Genomic DNA, 16,829 nt, shown 5'->3' on the forward strand with positions numbered 1-16,829 from the left:
GGGTGTCGGAAGGCGACCCGGACGCGCGGTGTGCAATCCGCGCCTACCGGGCGGCGATTTGGATGAGGCGAAGGCAGACGCGCGTGGCCGCGGCCATGTCCTGAACGCTGATCCATTCCAGCGGGCCGTGGATTTCCTGCATCCCGGTAAACAGATTGGGGCAGGGCACGCCCAGTTCGGTCAGGCGTGATCCGTCCGTGCCGCCCCGGATCGGCACCGAATGGGGAGTCAGGCCTTCGTCGCGCACCGCAGTGCGCGCCAGATCGACCGGGGTCATGTCGTTTTCCAGCCAGTAGCGCATGTTGCGGTATTGTTTGGTGATATCGCAGCGAACCTGTGCGCCGGGAAAGGCGGCTTGGGCGGCGGCACAGGCGGCGCGCAGTCTGGTTGCGCGCTGTTCCAGGCCGTCGCGTTCGAAATCGCGCAAAAGGAGACCGATCCTCGCCTCGGACGAACCGCCTTCGAGCTTGTAGACATGGATGAACCCGTCGCGCCCGTCAGTTGTTTCGGGGGTTTCGCCCGGCTGATCCAGCGCGGCGACGATATGGGCGGCCACGTGCAGGGCATTGACCAGCTTGTCCCGGGCATAGCCGGGATGGGCGGAGATGCCGGTGATGGAAACCTGCGCGGCGTCGGCCGAAAAGCTTTCGTATTCGATCTCGCCCAGGCGCGCGCCGTCCAGCGTATAGGCGAAATCGACACCGAAATCATCGGGCAGGCGCGGGTCCACACCGCGCCCGATTTCTTCATCGGGGGTAAAGGCCAGCCGGACACGGCCATGGTTCAGGCCCGGTGTTGTCAGCAGGTGTTCAGCCAGTGTCATGATGATGGCGACACCGGATTTGTCATCCGCGCCCAACAGCGTGAGGCCCGAGGCCGTCACGATGTCATGCCCGATCTTTTGCGCCAGATAGGCAGAGCCGTTCGCGCTGAGGCTCAGGTCCGGAGCATCGGGATAGGTGATGTCGTTGCCGTCCCAGCCGCGAAACACGCGCGGTTTAACACCGGTGGCGTTGAATTGCGGTGCGGTGTCGACATGCGCGCAAAAGCCGATGGTCGGGGCGTCCGGCGCGGTGGCCGGAACCGTGGCCAGCACGGCACCATAGGGTGTCAGCGTGACATCCTGCGCGCCGATCCGTTCCAGCTCGTCCACGAGATGGCGCTGCATGTCCATCTGGATCGCCGTGCTGGGTTGGCTGGCGGAGGTCTCGTCGCTTTGGCTGTCGATCGAGCAATAGGCAACCAGCCGCGCCTCCAGCGCGCGGTCAAAGGCTGGCATGTCGGTCATGTTGGCCCCCCGGAAAGGATCAGAACGGGATTTCGTCGTCCAGATCGCGCGACGGCGCCGGGCTGCCCTGGCTGGGAGCGCCGCCATAGGAGCTGTCGCCGCCCTGATCGTAGCCGCCGCCATAGCTGCCGCCCTGAGAGCCGCCGCCAAAGCCCTGATCGCCGCCCCCGCCGCGCGGATCGAGCATCACCAGTGTGCCGCCGAAGCCCTGAAGCACGACCTCGGTCGAGTAGCGATCCTGGCCGGACTGGTCCTGCCATTTGCGGGTTTGCAACTGGCCTTCGATGTACACCTTGGAGCCCTTGCGCAGGTATTGCTCGGCCACGCGGACCAGACCTTCCTGAAAGATCGCGACGGAATGCCATTCCGTCTTTTCGCGCCGTTCGCCCGTGTTTCGGTCTTTCCAGCTTTCCGAAGTGGCGATGCGCAGGTTGCACACCTTGCCGCCATTCTGAAAATTGCGCACCTCGGGGTCGCGCCCCAGATTGCCCACCAGAATTACCTTGTTCACCGATCCGGCCATGCGCCCATTCTCCCGTCGAAAGATTCTGTGTCGATTTCTGTTCCGGCCACCATACACCATTGCGCGCCGCCAATGGGAAGCCGATTCTTGAGAAAACCCGCCCATCTCCGCGTCAGGCCGGGCGCGGAGTTGGGCGCGGAAACGTGCCGCCCGACACCGGCCGTGACGGATAGTGTTGGAAAAATCCACTGAAAATGGTTTATAACCGCGCGAAACGAGGACAAGGGCAGGCTTGGCATGTCTTGGAAAGTGATCGCAACAGTGGGTGTGGCCGCGCTGATGGTGGGCCCGGTATGGGCACAGACCGCGTTTTCCACGAAATCCCAGGCCCGGCTGTTCAAGAACCAGACCAAGCTTCTGGATGGGCGCGCTTCTCAACAATACAACAGCTCTGTCCGGCTGAAACCCGCGCCGATCTATACGCCGTCCAAATGGGGCGATGGCAGCTATCAGGGCAAGTATGACGGCCCTTATCTGGACATGGCACGCAAGGCGGCGTTGTTGCATGGTGTACCGGTGGATTTGTTCCTGAAGCTGGTGCAGCAGGAATCCGGCTGGAACGCCAACGCCAAGTCCAGCAAGGGCGCGCTGGGGCTGGCGCAGTTGATGCCCGAGACCGCGCGCCTGTTGCGGGTGGATCCGCTGGTGCCACAGCAGAATCTTGAAGGCGGCGCGCGTTATCTGAGCCAGCAATACCGCAAGTTCGGTTCATGGCGGCTGGCACTGGCAGCCTATAATGCGGGGCCGGAGGCGGTGGAGAAATATGGCGGTGTGCCGCCCTACAAGGAAACCCGTAACTACGTGCGCGTTATCCTGGGGCTGTGAACATGCCGCCGGGTTGACGGATATCAATTCCACGTTTCCGGAACCTGCTAGGTCTGCTTGCGAGCTTTCGTATGGAGTCCTGGCAGATGCGGCTGATGGCGATATTCCCGGGTTTGTTGGCGGCGGTGGCTGTTGCCCTGGCAGAGCCCGCGTCTGATCCGGCGCCGGTGACGCTGAGCGGTTTGGGCGAGGCGTTGTTTTTCGATCCCGATCTGAGCCAGAATCGCACCCAGTCCTGTGCCAGTTGCCATGATCCGGCGCGCGGGTTTTCCGACCCGGGCGGCGCGGCGGTGTCGCGGGGCGATGACGGGGTCTCGCTTGGAGATCGCAACGCCCCCGCGCTGGGATATGTGGCGCTGGTGCCGCCGTTCCAGCGCACCTGGGCAGGGCGTTATGTGGGCGGGCTGTTTCATGACGGGCGCGCGGCGACGCTGGAGGTTCAGGCCGGTGGGCCGGTGTTGAACCCGATCGAGATGGGGTTGCCTGACAAGTCGGCAGTGCGGGAACGATTGGCGGAGAACGCAGCCTATACGCGCGCCTTCGAGGCATTGTTTGGGCTGGGCGTCTTGTCAGACGACGACGCGGCCTTTGCGGCGATGACGCGGGCGTTGGCGGCTTTTGAGCGTATGCCGGATCTGGCGCCGTTCGATTCGCGCTATGACCGGTTTTTGCGGGGCGAAGCGGAATTGACCCGGCAGGAGGCGCGCGGGCGGGATTTGTTTTTCGATCCGGAGGCGACGAATTGCAGCCTGTGCCATCAATTGAGCGCATCGGCGCAGGATCGGCGCGAGCCGTTCACCAGTTTTGAGTACCACAATATCGGCGTGCCGGTGAACACGGCGGCACGGGCTGGCAACGGCATGGTGGGGCGCGATCCGGGACTGCTGGGAAATCCGGCGGTGGATCATCCGGCCGAGGCCGGCCGGTTTCGCGTGCCGGGTTTGCGCAATGTGGCAGTGACGGGGCCGTATATGCATAACGGCGTGTTCGCCGACTTGCGCACAGCGGTGCGGTTTTATAACAAATATCAGTCCTCGCGGAAGAAATGGCAGACCAACCCCGAAACCGGGAGGACGTGGCGCATGCCCGAGACTTTCCAGACACTGGCGGTAGGGGAATTGACTCGTGGGCAGGCGCTGACAGAGCGGGAAATCGATGCAGTTGTGGCCTTCCTGAAGACCCTGACGGACGCGCGATACGAGGGTCTGTTGGAAAACTAGCGCCCGTCGGGACCGCAATAGGCCCGCTCGACCCGCGCCACGCGCAACGTGTAGTGGCTGTACCAGCGAGTCTTGCCGAGCTTCTGGGCGAGCAGGTGTTCGGCCTGGGCTTTCCAGGCCAGGAGGCTGGCTTCGTCCGTCCAATAACTGATCGTGATGCCCAGCCCGTCGGCGTCGCGGGTAGATTCGACGCCGATATGGCCAGGCTGATCGGCGGCAAGCGCCATCATCCTGTCGGCCATGGCGCCATATCCGTGATCGGCTTCGGTGCGCTGTGCGGTGAAGATGACCGCATAATAGGGAGGATCGGGCAGGGGGGCAAAACGTGACATTGGGAACCTGTCTGGAACCGGGGAGGGGGCTCTGCCCCCGCCGCCCCCGTGGGGCGGCCCCCCCGGGATATTTGGGGCCAAAAGAAGGGCAGGGCGCGGGTTGCTACTCGGCGGTGACCTTGATGACCGGGGTCATGCGTGCCAGGATATCATCGGCCAGGTGACACTTGACCTGGTGGCCGCCGCCCAACTGGCGGACTGGCGGCACGTCTTGTTCGCACAATCCGCCCGGCACCTCGGATTTCCAGCGGCAGCGCGTCTGGAAGGGGCAGCCAGACGGAGGATTCATCGCCGAGGGGATGTCGCCGTCGAGCACGATATGTTCCTTTTGCACCGACGTGTCCGCGATGGGCACAGCCGAGAGCAACGCCTCGGTATACGGGTGGTAGGGGGGGGCGAAGACCTGATCCGTGGTACCCATTTCGACCACATGGCCGAGATACATGACCATCACGCGGTCGCTGAGATACCGCACGATGGAGAGATCATGTGAGATGAACAGCAGAGTGGTTTTTTCCTCGCGCTGGATTTCCATCAGGAGGTCCGTCACGGCGGCCTGAACCGACACATCGAGCGCCGAGACGGGTTCGTCCGCCACCACGATCCGCGCGCCCCCGGCAAACGCGCGGGCGATGCCAACGCGCTGTTTCTGACCGCCGGAAAGCTGGCGCGGCATCCGATCAGCAAAGGCGCGGGGCAGTTTCACAAGGTCGAGCAGTTCCAGCATCCTTTTGCGTCGGCCGATCTCGCTGTCGCCGATGCCGAAGATTTCCAGCGCGCGCATGATCTGGCGGCCCACGGTCATCGACGGGTTCAGCGTATCGAACGGATTCTGGAACACCATCTGCACATCGGCCACTGTTTTGGTGTTCCGCTTCTGGATCGGGGTATTCTGAATCTCGTTGCCGTCCAGCAGGATTGTCCCCTCGGTGGCGGTTTCCAGCCCCATCAAAACCTTGGCAAAAGTGGATTTGCCACAGCCGGATTCACCCACGATGGCCAGGGTTTCGCTTTCTCGCGCCTCGAAGGAAAGGGTCTCGTTGGCCTTGACCACTTTCTTGCCGCCGCCGCCGAACAGGGCGTTTGCAGCGACCTCGTAGTATTTCTTGAGGTTGTCCATCTTGAGAACAACCTTGCCAATTTCGCCCTTCTCCTTGGTTTCGGCCAACGTAAGCGGCGCGTCCCAATCGATTTCCTCGCTTTTGAGGCAGCGGGTCGAATGACGTTCGAAGCCCTTGACATTCACCATCGGAATGTCCTGCGCATCACATCGCCCTTCCTCGAAATAATCGCAACGTGGGCCGAAATTACAGCCTGGCGGGCGCTCGTGCGGCAAGGGGAAGTTGCCCGGGATCGCCACCAGCGGGCGCGCGTTCTTGTCGGCGCCGGGCAGCGGGATCGAGCGGAACAGCGCCTGAGTATAGGGGTGCTGCATATTGTCGAACACGTCCTCGATGCTGCCCCGTTCCACCGCCTCGCCGGAATACATCACGCACAGGCGGTCGCAGGTTTCCAGAATCAGGCCAAGGTTGTGCGAGATGAACAGCATGGAGGTGCCGTATTTCTTGCCCAGATCCCTGACCAGTTCGACAACCGCCGCCTCGACGGTCACATCCAGCGCGGTGGTGGGCTCGTCAAGGATCAGCAGCGAGGGTTTCGACATCAGTGCCATGGCGATGACAATACGCTGCTGCTGGCCACCTGAAAGCTGATGGGGAAAAGAGTTCAGCATCCGCTCCGGGTCGGGCAGGCGCACATCCGTTACCACTTCCAGCGCGCGCTGGAAGGCGTCATTTTCGCCGATGCCTTCATGGATCATCGGCACTTCCATCAACTGCTTGCCGATCTTCATCGCAGGGTTCAGCGAGGCCATGGGCTCCTGATAGATCATGGCGATTTCGTTGCCTCTAATGTCGCGCAGTTCCGCATCGCTCATTTCGCTGAGATCGCGGCCCTTGAACTTGATCGTGCCCCCGACAACGCGGCCGTTCTTGCCAAGATCCTGCATTACGCCCAGTGCCACGGTGGATTTGCCGCACCCGGATTCGCCAACAAGCCCCACGGCCTCGCCCGGCTGAACCCGGACAGAAAAGTCCATAACCGCCGGGATTTCCCGCAACCGGGTGAAAAACGAGATGGACAACTTGTCGATTTCCAGGATCGGGCCGTCATATTCCGCCATTTTTGTCATGTTCCGTTCTCCCTGTTGGAGCGGTGGGCCTTGCGCCCCTTTTGTCTCTTCATTGTTCCGGAAATACTCCGGGGGGTCCGGGGGGCTGGCCCCCCGGTCACCAGTAGGATCAATCCCTAAGGCTTTCCTCGCGCAAGCCATCGGCCAGCAGGTTCAGCCCCAGCACAAGGCTGAGCAGTGACAGCGCGGGTACGATCGCGGGATGGGGGTAGATCGACAAGAGCTTGCGCCCGTCATTGATCGTGGTGCCCCAGTCAGGGCTTTCGGGCGGCAGGCCAAGCCCGAAGAAACCCAAAGTTCCCAGAAGGATCGTGGTATAGCCGATGCGCAGACAGAAATCGACGATCAGCGGCCCACGTGCGTTGGGCAGGATCTCCCACAGCATAATGTACCAGGGGCCTTCGCCCCGTGTCTGGGCCGCTGCCACATAGTCGCGGGTCTGGATATCAAGCACCAGCCCGCGCACGATCCGGAACACCGTTGGCGAGTTCACGAAAACCACCGACACGAACACCACCAGGATGCCGGAATTGATGTCAAAGAGATCCATGAACCCGGGCAGCACGCTGATGGCAGTGCCGGGAGCGGAAATCGCCGACAGATAGATCCAGATCATTGCCAGCAGGACGGCCGACAAAAGCGGGGTGCGCAGTTTCGGGCGTGTGTAGAATCGCGAGTTCAGCAGCACGCCGACAAAGATGATCGGGAACACGAACAGGACCATGGCCATGTAGTTGGGAATGCCCGTGGCCACGATTTCCGGAGTTACCAGAAGGTAAAACAGCAGGATCACCGGAAAGGCCAGGACCAGGTTGGCCAGGAACGACAGGAACGCGTCCAGCCTGCCGCCAAAATAGCCCGCGGGCAGGCCAAGGGTAATGCCAACCATGAAGGCAAAGAGCGTGGCAAAGGGCGCGATCACGATCACGATCACCGAGCCGTAGACCATGCGCGAAAACACGTCGCGCGCCAGGTTGTCGCCGCCAAGAAGGTAATAGGCATACTGGCCCTCTTCGGCGCCACGCAGCGGGGTGCCGGGCAGTTTGTTCTTCATGCCAGACGCCTGGGTCAGCGGGTCCAGCGTGGCGACCATGTCAAAGAGGCCCACAAACAGCGCGGTGTAGAACCAGAACATCAGCAATCCGAAACCGATCATGCCGATCAAGCTGTCAAACAGTTTGCCATAAAGGCCCAGCTTGCGCTTGTAGGTGATTGACAGAAGGAAAGTGATGACCAGCGCTATCCAGACCGGCGCGAACTGCGCCGCAACCGCACCGATGATGCCCACCGTGCCCAGCGGGGTAAACATACCCGCAAGGATGTAAAGAACGCAAAGCGCCAAAAGCGCCAGCAGGCTGTATTTCACGCCCATGGCGATCATCAGGTTCGGGCCCATGGTTCGTTTGATCGTGCCATCGGAATTGACGGATTCCTCTATCGCGGGAAGGACGAAGGAGCCGATGATCTGCAACACCACGGTGATGATGAAGAAATAGGCGACGATGGTGAAAACCGGATCGACGATGCTGCCGAAAGGGCCTGTCCAGGTAAGTGGTTCCATGTCTCAGACCCTCCCTTATGAAATGCGGATGCGCGGGTTGAGGTAAACATAGCCGATATCCGATATCAGCTGTGTCACCAGAACCACGAAGACCGAGACAACCGAGACCGCCAGAAGCATCTCGATATCGTTATTGCCGGCCGCGTTCACCAGTTGCCAGCCAAAGCCGGTATAGGAAAACAGCGTTTCCACGATCACCACGCCATTAAGCAGCCATGGGAACTGCAACATGATGACGGTGAAGGGTGCGATCAACGCGTTGCGCAGGGCGTGTTTGAGAACGATGTTGCGGAAACTCACGCCCTTGAGACGCGCGGTGCGGATATATTGCGCGGTCATGACCTCGGCCATCGAGGCGCGGGTCATGCGGGCGATATAGCCCATGCCATAGAGGGCGATCGTGACCACCGGCAGGGTGAAGTTTTCAAAGGTGATCCCGTCCATGGCCGATTTTGCCGTCCCCTTGAACAGCGCCTTGCCCTCGATCAGTCCCATTTCGTTCAGCCATGGCCCCAGACCAAACCGGGTCGAGGCCAACAGCGCGATAAAGATCACACCCGACACATATTCCGGCGTGGCGGTGGACAGGATCGACGTGGTGGATAGCGTCCGGTCTGTGCGCGACCCCTCGTTCATCCCGGCCAATACGCCAATGATCAGTGCCGAGGGCACCATCACGACCATCACCCAGAACATGAGCTTGCCGGTATTTGCCAGCCGCGAGCCAAGCACATTGGCCACCGGCTCCTTGGCCACGGTGGAAAAGCCCCAGTCGCCTTGCAGGATGCCGCAGAACCGGGGCGTGTCCTCGGCGGCGATACCGGGGCGCACGCATTTGCCCAGTTGGGTGCCGTCTTCCTTGACCTTGACGTACCCAGGCAGAACGCCCAGCCATTGCAGATATTTCACTGGTGTCGGTTGCAGATATCCCCGATCCCCAAGAAAGCTTGCGACGGCTTCTTCGGACATGCGGAAATTGCCCTGGGTCTTGGCCAGTTTCTCAAGGTTCGGATAAAGGTTGGTCAGGAAGAAAACGATGTATGTCAGGCAGATAGCCGTGAGCACCATCATTCCAAACCGTCTTAAGATGAATAGTCCCATGTGGTTCCCTGTCGCTGGACCGGGGCGGCACCCGCGAAACGGATGACTGGCCCGGTGGCAAGGCCGGTCCCGCCCATGGGGCGAGGCCGATTTCAGTTGCGTTCAGAGCGGTTCACGACAGTGAAAGTGACCGGTGCAATCACGTCGGACCGTCCCGCCAAAGCAGGCAAGCTGACCGTGATCCGGCGGGCGTCTGGCAAATTCCCCTCCCACTGGAATGCCGGGTCGCGCGCTGAGCGAGCTTGGTGGCCGGTTTGATGGTTCTGGTGCTCCGGCCTTGTATTGTGCCATTCGGCATCAGAAATCGCGCCACGTCAACGGCTGCATTCGTCATTTGGGAGACAAAAAACGACATTGGGCATGTCGAATTTTGGCAATCTTCGCTTGAGGGCGTGTCAGGCGCGGGTGGTTTCGCCACGGGCGACCTTGCGAATCTGGCTGGGGGCGTGGCCGAAATGCTGCTGGCTGAATCGGGTGAAATAGGCCGCGCTGCCAAAGCCCAGCGACGCGGCGACCTCGTTGATTGGCAGGTCCGTGTGGATCAGCAGCGAGCGGGCCTCGTGCTGGATCATCTGGCTGAGCATGTCCGCCGCCGTCAGGCCCGCGCATTGCCGGCACACGCGGGTCAGGTGGGTGGGGGTGATGTCCAGCCGGTCCGCATAGGCGGCCATGCCCTGTCCCGAGCGAAAATCCTGCGCAATCAGATCGCAAAAGCGGCGCACGAGCCGTTCGGCGGCCCTGGCCGGGGGCAGCGGGCCGGCCTCCTGTATCTGGCGGCGCAGCGTGATCGACATAAGTTGGACATGGGCGTTGAGCGCCTCGGCCAGAAAAGGCCGGTCCTCGTGCAGTTCGCGGCGAAGGGCATCGAAGACCGAGGTCATTTCGGCCTGGGCCAGCCCGTCGGTCAGGCGCAGATGCTGAGTACGATCGGGCAGGGAGACCCGCCCGTCATCGGGGATCAGAATGGCCTGTCCCTGTACCTGAAGCCCAAGTTCGAAGGCCAGCAGCTTGCCCGCCGGGACAAACAGCGCGTTATGGGCGCCGAACCCGCGCCGGATCCCGTGCAGCAGAACCCGGCCCTGTCCGCGTGTTGTCCACAAAAGAATATGGTGGTTGCGCACATGCAACTGCTCAAGTAGCCAGGATTCGCCCTTGATCAGCTGCGGGAAGGTGACAACCTTGATGCGTGCCAGGGGCTTGTCCGGCGAAGGATGTCCGGTGACGGTCGGCCTGGGGCTTTGCTCCTGCATGGCAGGTTGGCCCTTGCGGGTCATGAATGATGGGATATGTAAACTGTGCTCGGCCATGGCGGCGGAAAACATGCGCGCAATGTTTCAAAAGCGCAAGGGAGTGTCTGCGGTGGTCAGGCGGAATCCGGCCGATATCGATGCCAGTGGCCCATTTTGGAACGGAACCATGTGCGCTGACGCTTGGCGAATTGCCGCGTGGCGATGGTGGCGCGGCTGCGGGCCTCTTCCAGAGACAGTTCGCCGCGCAGATGGGCGATCAGTTCCGGCGCGCCGATGGCCTTGGTCGACAGATTTTCGTGGGTCCAGCCGTCCAGATTGGCGCGCGCCTCGTCCAGCGCGCCCAAGTCCAGCATCTGATCGAACCGACGCGCGATACGGGTGTTTAGCCAATCGCGATCCGCGTCCACGAGCAGGGGGCGGGCCTGATCCAGCGGCAGGAGTGGCGGCGGCGTTTCATCCTGCCAGTCTGCCAGCGGCCGGCCGGTGGCACGCAACACTTCCCAGGCGCGCTGAACCCGCATCGGATTGAGCCGGTCGATACGCGCCGCCGTTTCGCTGTCCAGCTCTGCCAGAAGCGACCGGAATCCATGGGTGGCCACACGGGCATTGGCCTCGTCGCGGATATCGGGCGGGGTGGGGGGGATTTGCGCCAGCCCGTTGGTGAGCGCAGAAAAATAGAGGCCGGTGCCGCCAACGATGATTGGCCGTTCCGGCCCGGCCAGCAGCGGCGCCACCTCACGCAGCCAATGACCTACGGAATAGTCCGCATCGCCTGCCACATGCCCATAAAGCGCATGGCGGGCGCGCAATTCGTCCTCGACCGAGGGGCGCGCGGTGAGGATCCGCCAGTTTGCAAAGACCTGAATGGCATCGGCATTGACGATCACGCCGCCGCCGGACTCGGCGATGCGCAACGCAAGCGCGCTTTTGCCCGAGGCGGTCGGGCCGGCGATCAGAACCGGGCAATCGGCGGGGATGTCGGGCAGTTCGCTCATTGCGGCGGCCGGCATTTCGCGAATTCGTGGGATTTGGGGAACTCTCGCATTGAACCTGACCGCGTTTTCCGACATTTTGCGCCCGATCCTAATTCGACGCGCAGACGGAGTGCAACATGAGCGACGACACCGCCCCGAAGGACACCACCTACAAACGTGTGATGCTCAAGATTTCGGGGGAGGCGCTGATGGGGGATCAGGGTTTCGGCCTGCATCCGCCCACCGTGCAGCGTATCGCGCGCGAAGTGAAGTCGGTGCATGACATGGGGGTGGAGATCTGCATGGTCATCGGGGGCGGCAATATCTTTCGCGGCCTTCAGGGTTCGGCCCAGGGGATGGAGCGCACAACCGCCGATTACATGGGGATGCTGGCCACAGTGATGAACGCGCTGGCGATGCAGTCGGCGCTGGAAGCCGTGGGTGTGTTCACCCGCGTGATCTCGGCGATCCGCATGGATGAGGTGTGCGAGCCCTATATTCGGCGCCGCGCCGTGCGCCACCTGGAAAAGAAACGTGTCTGCATCTTTGCCGCGGGAACCGGCAACCCCTATTTCACCACCGACACCGCCGCAACGCTGCGGGCCAATGAAATGGCCTGCGAAGCGATCCTGATGGGCAAGAACGGGGTTGACGGTGTGTATGACAAGGACCCGAAGGCGCATGGTGACGCAAAACGCTATGATCAGGTGAGCTATGATGACGTGCTTACCAAGCGCCTGAAGGTGATGGATGCCAGCGCCATCGCCCTGGCACGGGAAAACAACCTGCCGATCATCGTTTTCGGCCTGGACGAGCCGGGCGGGTTCAAGGGCATTCTGGCGGGGCAGGGCACCTATACAAAGGTCCAGTGATCCCGCTAGAGTAGGAAAGAAACTGGGGGCCGTGGGCCCGGAAAAGAAAAAGAGCAAGCCAATGTCCGACGAAGATTTCGAGATTGATACCGACGACCTGACCCGCCGGATGGAAGGCGCGATGGGGGCGCTCAAGACCGAGTTTGCCTCGCTGCGTACGGGGCGGGCCTCGGCCACGATGCTGGAGCCGGTGATGGTGGAGGCCTATGGCCAGAAAACCCCGATCAACCAGGTGGGTACGGTGAACGTGCCCGAGCCACGCATGGTGACGATCAACGTGTGGGACCGTTCGCTGGTGAGCGCGGTTGAAAAGGCGATCATGAATTCCGGTCTGGGCATCAATCCGCAGACCAACGGCACCATCGTGATGCTGCCGATCCCCGAGTTGAACGAGGAGCGCCGTGCCGAGCTGGCGCGGGTGGCGGCACAATATGCCGAACACGCGCGGGTGGCGATCCGCAATGTGCGCCGCGACGGCATGGACCAGATCAAGAAAGCCAAGGCGGCGGGTATGTCGGAAGACGACCAGAAAATCTGGGAATCCGAGGTGCAGGAGTTGACCGACGATTTCATCAGGCAGGTCGACAAGGCGCTGGACCACAAACAATCCGAAATCATGCAGGTCTGAGCGGATGCCCGAGGATCAGTCCCCGCGGGGCCCGCGGCATGTGGCCATCATCATGGATGGCAATGGCCGTTGGGCACAGGCCCGGGGGCGGCCTCGGCTGTTTGGCCACCATGCAGGCGCCAAACGCGTCAAGGAAATCGTGCGCGCCTGCAAGCCTTTGGGGGTCAAGTATCTGACAATCTTTGGTTTTTCCACAGAAAACTGGAAGCGCACCCAGGCCGAAGTTGCCGGGCTGATGAGCCTGTTTCGCCAGTATATCCGCAAGGAAGCGCGTGCGCTGAAGGCCGAGGGCGTGCGTGTGCGTTTCATCGGCGACCGGGTGAAGCTGGACGACAAGCTGCGCGCGCTGATGGATGAGCTGGAGGAACTGACCCAGGAAAACGATGACGTGCACCTGACGATCGCGCTGAACTATGGGGGGCGCGACGAGGTGGCGCGGGCCACACAGAGGCTGGCCCAGGATGTGGCGGAGGGGCGTCTGAAACCCGAGGACGTGGACGAGGAGACGCTTCCGAAATATCTGGACACTTGTGTGTTGCCCGATCCCGACCTGGTGATCCGCACCAGTGGTGAGGCGCGGATTTCCAACTTTCTGCTGTGGCAGTCGGCCTATGCCGAGTACGAGTTCATCGACACGCTGTGGCCGGATTTCTCGAAGGAAGAGTTCCGCGGGCTGGTGGATGCCTATTCGGCGCGTGACCGCAGATTCGGTGCGATCAGCGCGTGAACGGGACCGGCGGAAACACTCCCGGAAGATGGGGCGATCTGCCGGCGCGGGTGGGATCGGCGGCGGTGATGCTGACGGTTGGCGCCGCGGCGATCTGGGCCGGTGGAATGTGGTTTCAGGTATTGGTCGCGGTCATCGGCGGCGGCATGATCTGGGAATTTTCGCGCCTGATGGGGCCCGACAAGCAGCGGTTTGCCGTCCCCATGGGGCTGTTGGCGGCGGTGGCGCTGGCGTCGACGGCGGTATTGCCCGCCCAGGCGATATTCCCGGTGCTGTTGGCCGTGGCCATAGCCGGGGCCACTCAGCTTGAAAAAGATCGTTTGGTTTACGGGCTTTACGCGGCGGCGTTGATCCTGGCCTGTTTCGGGCTGATCGTGATCCGCGAAACGCGGGGCGCTTATTGGATCGTCTGGCTGGTCAGCGTTGTGGTGGTCACGGATGTGGCGGGATATTTCGCAGGGAAACTGTTGGGTGGGCCAAAATTCTGGCCCAGTGTCAGCCCCAAGAAAACCTGGTCGGGCACCGTTGCGGGCTGGATCGCGGCGGCGGGCGTGGGCATGGTATTTGGCGGTGTGCCGCTGATCGTTCTGAGCGTGATGACATCCTTCTCTTCGCAGATGGGAGATGCGGCCGAGAGCGCGCTAAAGCGGCGGGCAGGCATCAAGGACAGTTCCAACCTGATCCCCGGTCACGGCGGTTTGCTGGACCGGTTTGACGCCATGCTGGGGGCGGCGTTGTTTGTGCTGCTGATGGGGGCGGCGCTGGGGCTGCCGGCGGTATGAGGAAAGTTTCGATATTCGGCGCCACGGGATCGATCGGGCAGAACACGATCGATCTGATCGCGCGCGATCCCGAAGCCTATGATGTGGTGGCGCTGAGCGGCGGACGCAACATTGCCCGTCTGGCCGCGGATGCACGACGGTTGCGCGCGGATGTCGCGGTGACGGCTGATGAGGCGCGGCTAGAAGAACTGCGCGCGGCGCTGGCCGGGACGGGAATCGAGGCGGCGGCAGGGGCCGCGGCCATTGATGAGGCGGCGGCGCGGCCCGCGGATTGGGTGATGAGCGCGATCGTGGGGGCGGCAGGGCTGAAACCCGGCCTTCGGGCGCTGGAGCAGGGCGCGACGCTGGCGTTGGCCAACAAGGAATCGCTGGTCACGGCGGGCGCGCTGGTTATGGACACCGCCGCGCGCCACGGCGCCCGCATTCTACCGGTAGACAGCGAACATTCGGCGGTGTTCCAGGCGCTTGTTGGCGAAGACATGGACGCGGTAGAGCGCATCGTCATCACCGCCAGCGGTGGCGCGTTTCGCGACTGGAGCCTTGAGCAGATGGCAGGGGCAACCCCTGAACAGGCCGCGACCCATCCCAATTGGGACATGGGCCAGCGGATCACGATCGACAGCGCGAGCATGTTTAACAAGGCGCTGGAGGTTATTGAAACCAAAGAGTTCTTTGGGTGTCCGCATGAGATGATTGAGGTGTTGGTGCACCCGGAATCTCTGGTTCATGCGCTGGTCGGGTTCAATGACGGCGCGCTGATGGCGCATGTCGGACCGCCGGATATGCGCCACGCGATAGGTTATGCGCTGCATTGGCCAGCGCGCAGGGCGCTGCCGGTGGAACGGCTGGATCTCGCGCAGATCGGGCAGCTGACCTTTCGCGCGCCCGATCCGGCCCGGTACCCGGCGCTGCGGCTGGCGCATGAGGTGCTGGCGGCGGGCGGGCTGGCCGGGGCAGTGTTCAACGCGGCCAAGGAACGGGCGCTGGACGGGTTTCTGGAGCGACGCATCGGTTTTCTGCAAATGGCCGAAGTTGTGGAAGAGGTGTTGACGCGGCTGACGGGATCACAATGCCTCAAGAATGCCGAAATCACCCTTGATACCGTGCAGGAAACAGACCATTTGGCCCGAAAGACGGCCGAAGCGGCCATGGCAGACATCAACAGGTAGGACCCGGTTTTGGACATTTTCGCCTTTCTCCCGAGCTTCGGAAATTCGATTCTCGTGGTGCTGGCCTTTGTGGTGGCGCTGTCGGTGATCGTGGCGATCCATGAATACGGGCATTACATTGTCGGTCGCTGGTCGGGCATTCATGCCGAGGTGTTCTCGCTGGGGTTTGGTCCGGTTCTGTGGGCGCGCGATGACAAACGCGGCACGAAATGGCAGATCGCGGCGATTCCGCTGGGGGGCTATGTGCGGTTCAAGGGCGATTCCAATGCCGCCAGCGGCAAGGATGGCGCGGCGATGGAGCGGCTGTCGGAGGACGAATTGCGCAGCACCATGCACGGTGCCCCGCTTTGGGCCCGCACGGCGACGGTGGCGGCAGGGCCGGTGTTCAATTTTGCCCTGTCGATCCTGATTTTCGCGATTGTCCTGATGTCTAACGGCAAGGTGGGCGAATCGCTGATCGTGGGCGAATTGCGGGAGCTTCCGAATGTGAGCTATACGCTGCGTCCGGGCGACGAAGTGCTGGCAATCGATGGGCAGGCGCTGCCGTCGCTGGGCAATGGCGAGGCCTATGACAGGTTCTGGGAAGAGATGACCAAGGCCAATCCGCTGCCCTATCAGGTGCGCCGGGCTGACGAGGTGATCGAGGTGACGGGTCCGTACCTGTATCCGCCCATCGTATTGCAGCTTGCACCCAAATCCGCGGCTTATGGCGCTGGTTTGCAGGTGGGCGACGTGTTCACGGCAATCGATGGCAAACCGATCGTGGCCTTTTCCGAACTGAAAGATGCGGTCGAGAATGGCGACGGGCGCACGTTGATGCTGACGGTGAACCGGGCGGGCGAGGAGCAGGATATTGCCCTGACCCCGCGCCGGGTGGACGAGCCACAGGCCGATGGCGGGTTCCAGACCTATTGGCGGATCGGCATTGGCGGCGGGCTGGCCTTTGAGCCGGCGACCGAGTCGCTTGGGCCGGCGGCGGCGGTATGGAGCGGCGTGCAGCAGACCGGGCGGATCATCGAAGGGTCCATTTCGGGGCTGTATCACATGATTACCGGCGCGATCAGCAGCTGTAACCTGTCTGGTCCGGTGGGCATTGCCCAGACCTCGGGCGCGATGGCAAGCCAGGGGGTGCAGAGCTTTGTCTGGTTCATCGCCGTTCTGTCAACCGCGATCGGGATGCTGAACCTGTTTCCGATACCGGTTCTGGATGGCGGGCATCTGGTGTTCTACGCTTATGAAGCGGTCACGGGCAAACCGCCCAGTGACGGGGCGCTGCGCGTGCTGATGACGATGGGGCTGATTATCGTGCTGGGGCTGATGCTGTTCGGGCTGACCAACGATCTGTTCTGCCCATAACCGCCCGACCGTTGCCCTAATTCTGCCAGA

16 protein-coding genes are annotated in these 16,829 nt (G+C 62.2%); 8 read left to right on the forward strand and 8 right to left on the reverse strand.

Going from position 1 to position 16,829, the window contains the following annotated elements; translation table 11 throughout:
* Nucleotides 1-43: 43 nt before the first annotated feature.
* The gene (gene pepT / locus I3253_RS12050) at nt 44-1,288 is read right to left on the reverse strand and encodes a peptidase T (protein WP_197917926.1); all 1,245 of its coding nucleotides are present in this window, start codon (nt 1,286-1,288) and stop codon (nt 44-46) included.
* 19 nt (nt 1,289-1,307) lie between these two features.
* On the reverse strand, nt 1,308-1,811 hold the full coding sequence (ssb, locus tag I3253_RS12055; protein ID WP_197917927.1) for a single-stranded DNA-binding protein: 504 nt from the start codon (nt 1,809-1,811) through the stop codon (nt 1,308-1,310).
* 237 nt (nt 1,812-2,048) lie between these two features.
* On the opposite strand from ssb, the gene I3253_RS12060 reads away from it, so the two are divergent.
* The gene (locus I3253_RS12060; RefSeq protein WP_197917928.1) at nt 2,049-2,636 is read left to right on the forward strand and encodes a lytic transglycosylase domain-containing protein; all 588 of its coding nucleotides are present in this window, start codon (nt 2,049-2,051) and stop codon (nt 2,634-2,636) included.
* A gap of 71 nt (nt 2,637-2,707) precedes the next feature.
* Complete coding sequence (locus I3253_RS12065) at nt 2,708-3,856, forward strand: cytochrome-c peroxidase (RefSeq protein ID WP_232237024.1); 1,149 nt, start codon at nt 2,708-2,710, stop codon at nt 3,854-3,856.
* Here the strand turns inward: I3253_RS12065 and I3253_RS12070 are convergent.
* The 6 genes from I3253_RS12070 to miaA all read right to left on the reverse strand — a co-directional run bounded on the left by I3253_RS12070 (nt 3,853) and on the right by miaA (nt 11,286).
* Nucleotides 3,853-4,188 (reverse strand): antibiotic biosynthesis monooxygenase family protein, encoded by a 336-nt coding sequence (locus I3253_RS12070; RefSeq protein ID WP_197917929.1) that lies wholly within the window; start codon nt 4,186-4,188, stop codon nt 3,853-3,855. The two genes, I3253_RS12065 and I3253_RS12070, sit on opposite strands and share 4 nt — an antisense overlap.
* 103 nt (nt 4,189-4,291) lie before the next feature.
* A complete protein-coding gene (locus tag I3253_RS12075) occupies nt 4,292-6,379 on the reverse strand; it encodes a dipeptide ABC transporter ATP-binding protein (RefSeq protein ID WP_197917930.1) in 2,088 nt (695 codons plus the stop codon).
* A 109-nt stretch (nt 6,380-6,488) separates the two neighbouring features.
* Complete coding sequence (locus I3253_RS12080; RefSeq protein ID WP_197917931.1) at nt 6,489-7,940, reverse strand: ABC transporter permease; 1,452 nt, start codon at nt 7,938-7,940, stop codon at nt 6,489-6,491.
* 15 nt (nt 7,941-7,955) lie between these two features.
* Nucleotides 7,956-9,041 carry an ABC transporter permease gene (locus I3253_RS12085; RefSeq protein ID WP_197917932.1) on the reverse strand — a complete coding sequence of 362 codons (1,086 nt, stop codon included), beginning with the start codon at nt 9,039-9,041 and terminating at the stop codon, nt 7,956-7,958.
* Between the two features lie 395 nt (nt 9,042-9,436).
* Nucleotides 9,437-10,291, reverse strand: a complete 855-nt coding sequence (locus tag I3253_RS12090) for an AraC family transcriptional regulator (RefSeq protein ID WP_197917933.1) — start codon at nt 10,289-10,291, stop codon at nt 9,437-9,439.
* A 113-nt stretch (nt 10,292-10,404) separates the two neighbouring features.
* Nucleotides 10,405-11,286 (reverse strand): tRNA (adenosine(37)-N6)-dimethylallyltransferase MiaA, encoded by an 882-nt coding sequence (gene miaA / locus I3253_RS12095; protein WP_197917934.1) that lies wholly within the window; start codon nt 11,284-11,286, stop codon nt 10,405-10,407.
* Between the two features lie 116 nt (nt 11,287-11,402).
* Between miaA and pyrH the strand changes: the two genes are divergently transcribed.
* From pyrH to rseP, 6 genes are all read left to right on the forward strand, one after another.
* Nucleotides 11,403-12,137: a UMP kinase gene (gene pyrH / locus I3253_RS12100; RefSeq protein WP_197917935.1), complete on the forward strand. Its 735-nt coding sequence runs from the start codon at nt 11,403-11,405 to the stop codon at nt 12,135-12,137.
* A 61-nt stretch (nt 12,138-12,198) separates the two neighbouring features.
* The gene (frr, locus tag I3253_RS12105) at nt 12,199-12,765 is read left to right on the forward strand and encodes a ribosome recycling factor (protein ID WP_197917936.1); all 567 of its coding nucleotides are present in this window, start codon (nt 12,199-12,201) and stop codon (nt 12,763-12,765) included.
* Between the two features lie 4 nt (nt 12,766-12,769).
* A complete protein-coding gene (locus I3253_RS12110) occupies nt 12,770-13,492 on the forward strand; it encodes an isoprenyl transferase (RefSeq protein ID WP_197917937.1) in 723 nt (240 codons plus the stop codon).
* Nucleotides 13,489-14,274, forward strand: a complete 786-nt coding sequence (locus I3253_RS12115) for a phosphatidate cytidylyltransferase (protein WP_332255688.1) — start codon at nt 13,489-13,491, stop codon at nt 14,272-14,274. The genes I3253_RS12110 and I3253_RS12115 overlap by 4 nt, the downstream gene beginning before the upstream one ends.
* On the forward strand, nt 14,271-15,443 hold the full coding sequence (gene dxr, locus I3253_RS12120) for a 1-deoxy-D-xylulose-5-phosphate reductoisomerase (protein WP_197917938.1): 1,173 nt from the start codon (nt 14,271-14,273) through the stop codon (nt 15,441-15,443). Before I3253_RS12115 ends, dxr begins: the two co-directional genes overlap by 4 nt.
* Nucleotides 15,444-15,452: 9 nt before the next feature.
* Nucleotides 15,453-16,799: an RIP metalloprotease RseP gene (gene rseP, locus I3253_RS12125; RefSeq protein WP_197917939.1), complete on the forward strand. Its 1,347-nt coding sequence runs from the start codon at nt 15,453-15,455 to the stop codon at nt 16,797-16,799.
* Nucleotides 16,800-16,829 lie beyond the last annotated feature (30 nt).

It is taken from the genome of Thiosulfatihalobacter marinus, assembly GCF_016019955.1.
GTDB classification, from domain to species: domain Bacteria; phylum Pseudomonadota; class Alphaproteobacteria; order Rhodobacterales; family Rhodobacteraceae; genus Shimia; species Shimia marinus_A.

Excerpts from the sequence above, each read along its gene's own strand:
- pepT (WP_197917926.1), bottom strand. The coding sequence starts at position 1,288 with ATGACCGACATGCCAGCCTTTGACCGCGCGCTGGAGGCGCGGCTGGTT.
- ssb (WP_197917927.1), bottom strand. The coding sequence starts at position 1,811 with ATGGCCGGATCGGTGAACAAGGTAATTCTGGTGGGCAATCTGGGGCGC.
- I3253_RS12060 (WP_197917928.1), top strand. The coding sequence starts at position 2,049 with ATGTCTTGGAAAGTGATCGCAACAGTGGGTGTGGCCGCGCTGATGGTG.
- I3253_RS12065 (WP_232237024.1), top strand. The coding sequence starts at position 2,708 with ATGGAGTCCTGGCAGATGCGGCTGATGGCGATATTCCCGGGTTTGTTG.
- I3253_RS12070 (WP_197917929.1), bottom strand. The coding sequence starts at position 4,188 with ATGTCACGTTTTGCCCCCCTGCCCGATCCTCCCTATTATGCGGTCATC.
- I3253_RS12075 (WP_197917930.1), bottom strand. The coding sequence starts at position 6,379 with ATGACAAAAATGGCGGAATATGACGGCCCGATCCTGGAAATCGACAAG.
- I3253_RS12080 (WP_197917931.1), bottom strand. The coding sequence starts at position 7,940 with ATGGAACCACTTACCTGGACAGGCCCTTTCGGCAGCATCGTCGATCCG.
- I3253_RS12085 (WP_197917932.1), bottom strand. The coding sequence starts at position 9,041 with ATGGGACTATTCATCTTAAGACGGTTTGGAATGATGGTGCTCACGGCT.
- I3253_RS12090 (WP_197917933.1), bottom strand. The coding sequence starts at position 10,291 with ATGCAGGAGCAAAGCCCCAGGCCGACCGTCACCGGACATCCTTCGCCG.
- miaA (WP_197917934.1), bottom strand. The coding sequence starts at position 11,286 with ATGAGCGAACTGCCCGACATCCCCGCCGATTGCCCGGTTCTGATCGCC.
- pyrH (WP_197917935.1), top strand. The coding sequence starts at position 11,403 with ATGAGCGACGACACCGCCCCGAAGGACACCACCTACAAACGTGTGATG.
- frr (WP_197917936.1), top strand. The coding sequence starts at position 12,199 with ATGTCCGACGAAGATTTCGAGATTGATACCGACGACCTGACCCGCCGG.
- I3253_RS12110 (WP_197917937.1), top strand. The coding sequence starts at position 12,770 with ATGCCCGAGGATCAGTCCCCGCGGGGCCCGCGGCATGTGGCCATCATC.
- dxr (WP_197917938.1), top strand. The coding sequence starts at position 14,271 with ATGAGGAAAGTTTCGATATTCGGCGCCACGGGATCGATCGGGCAGAAC.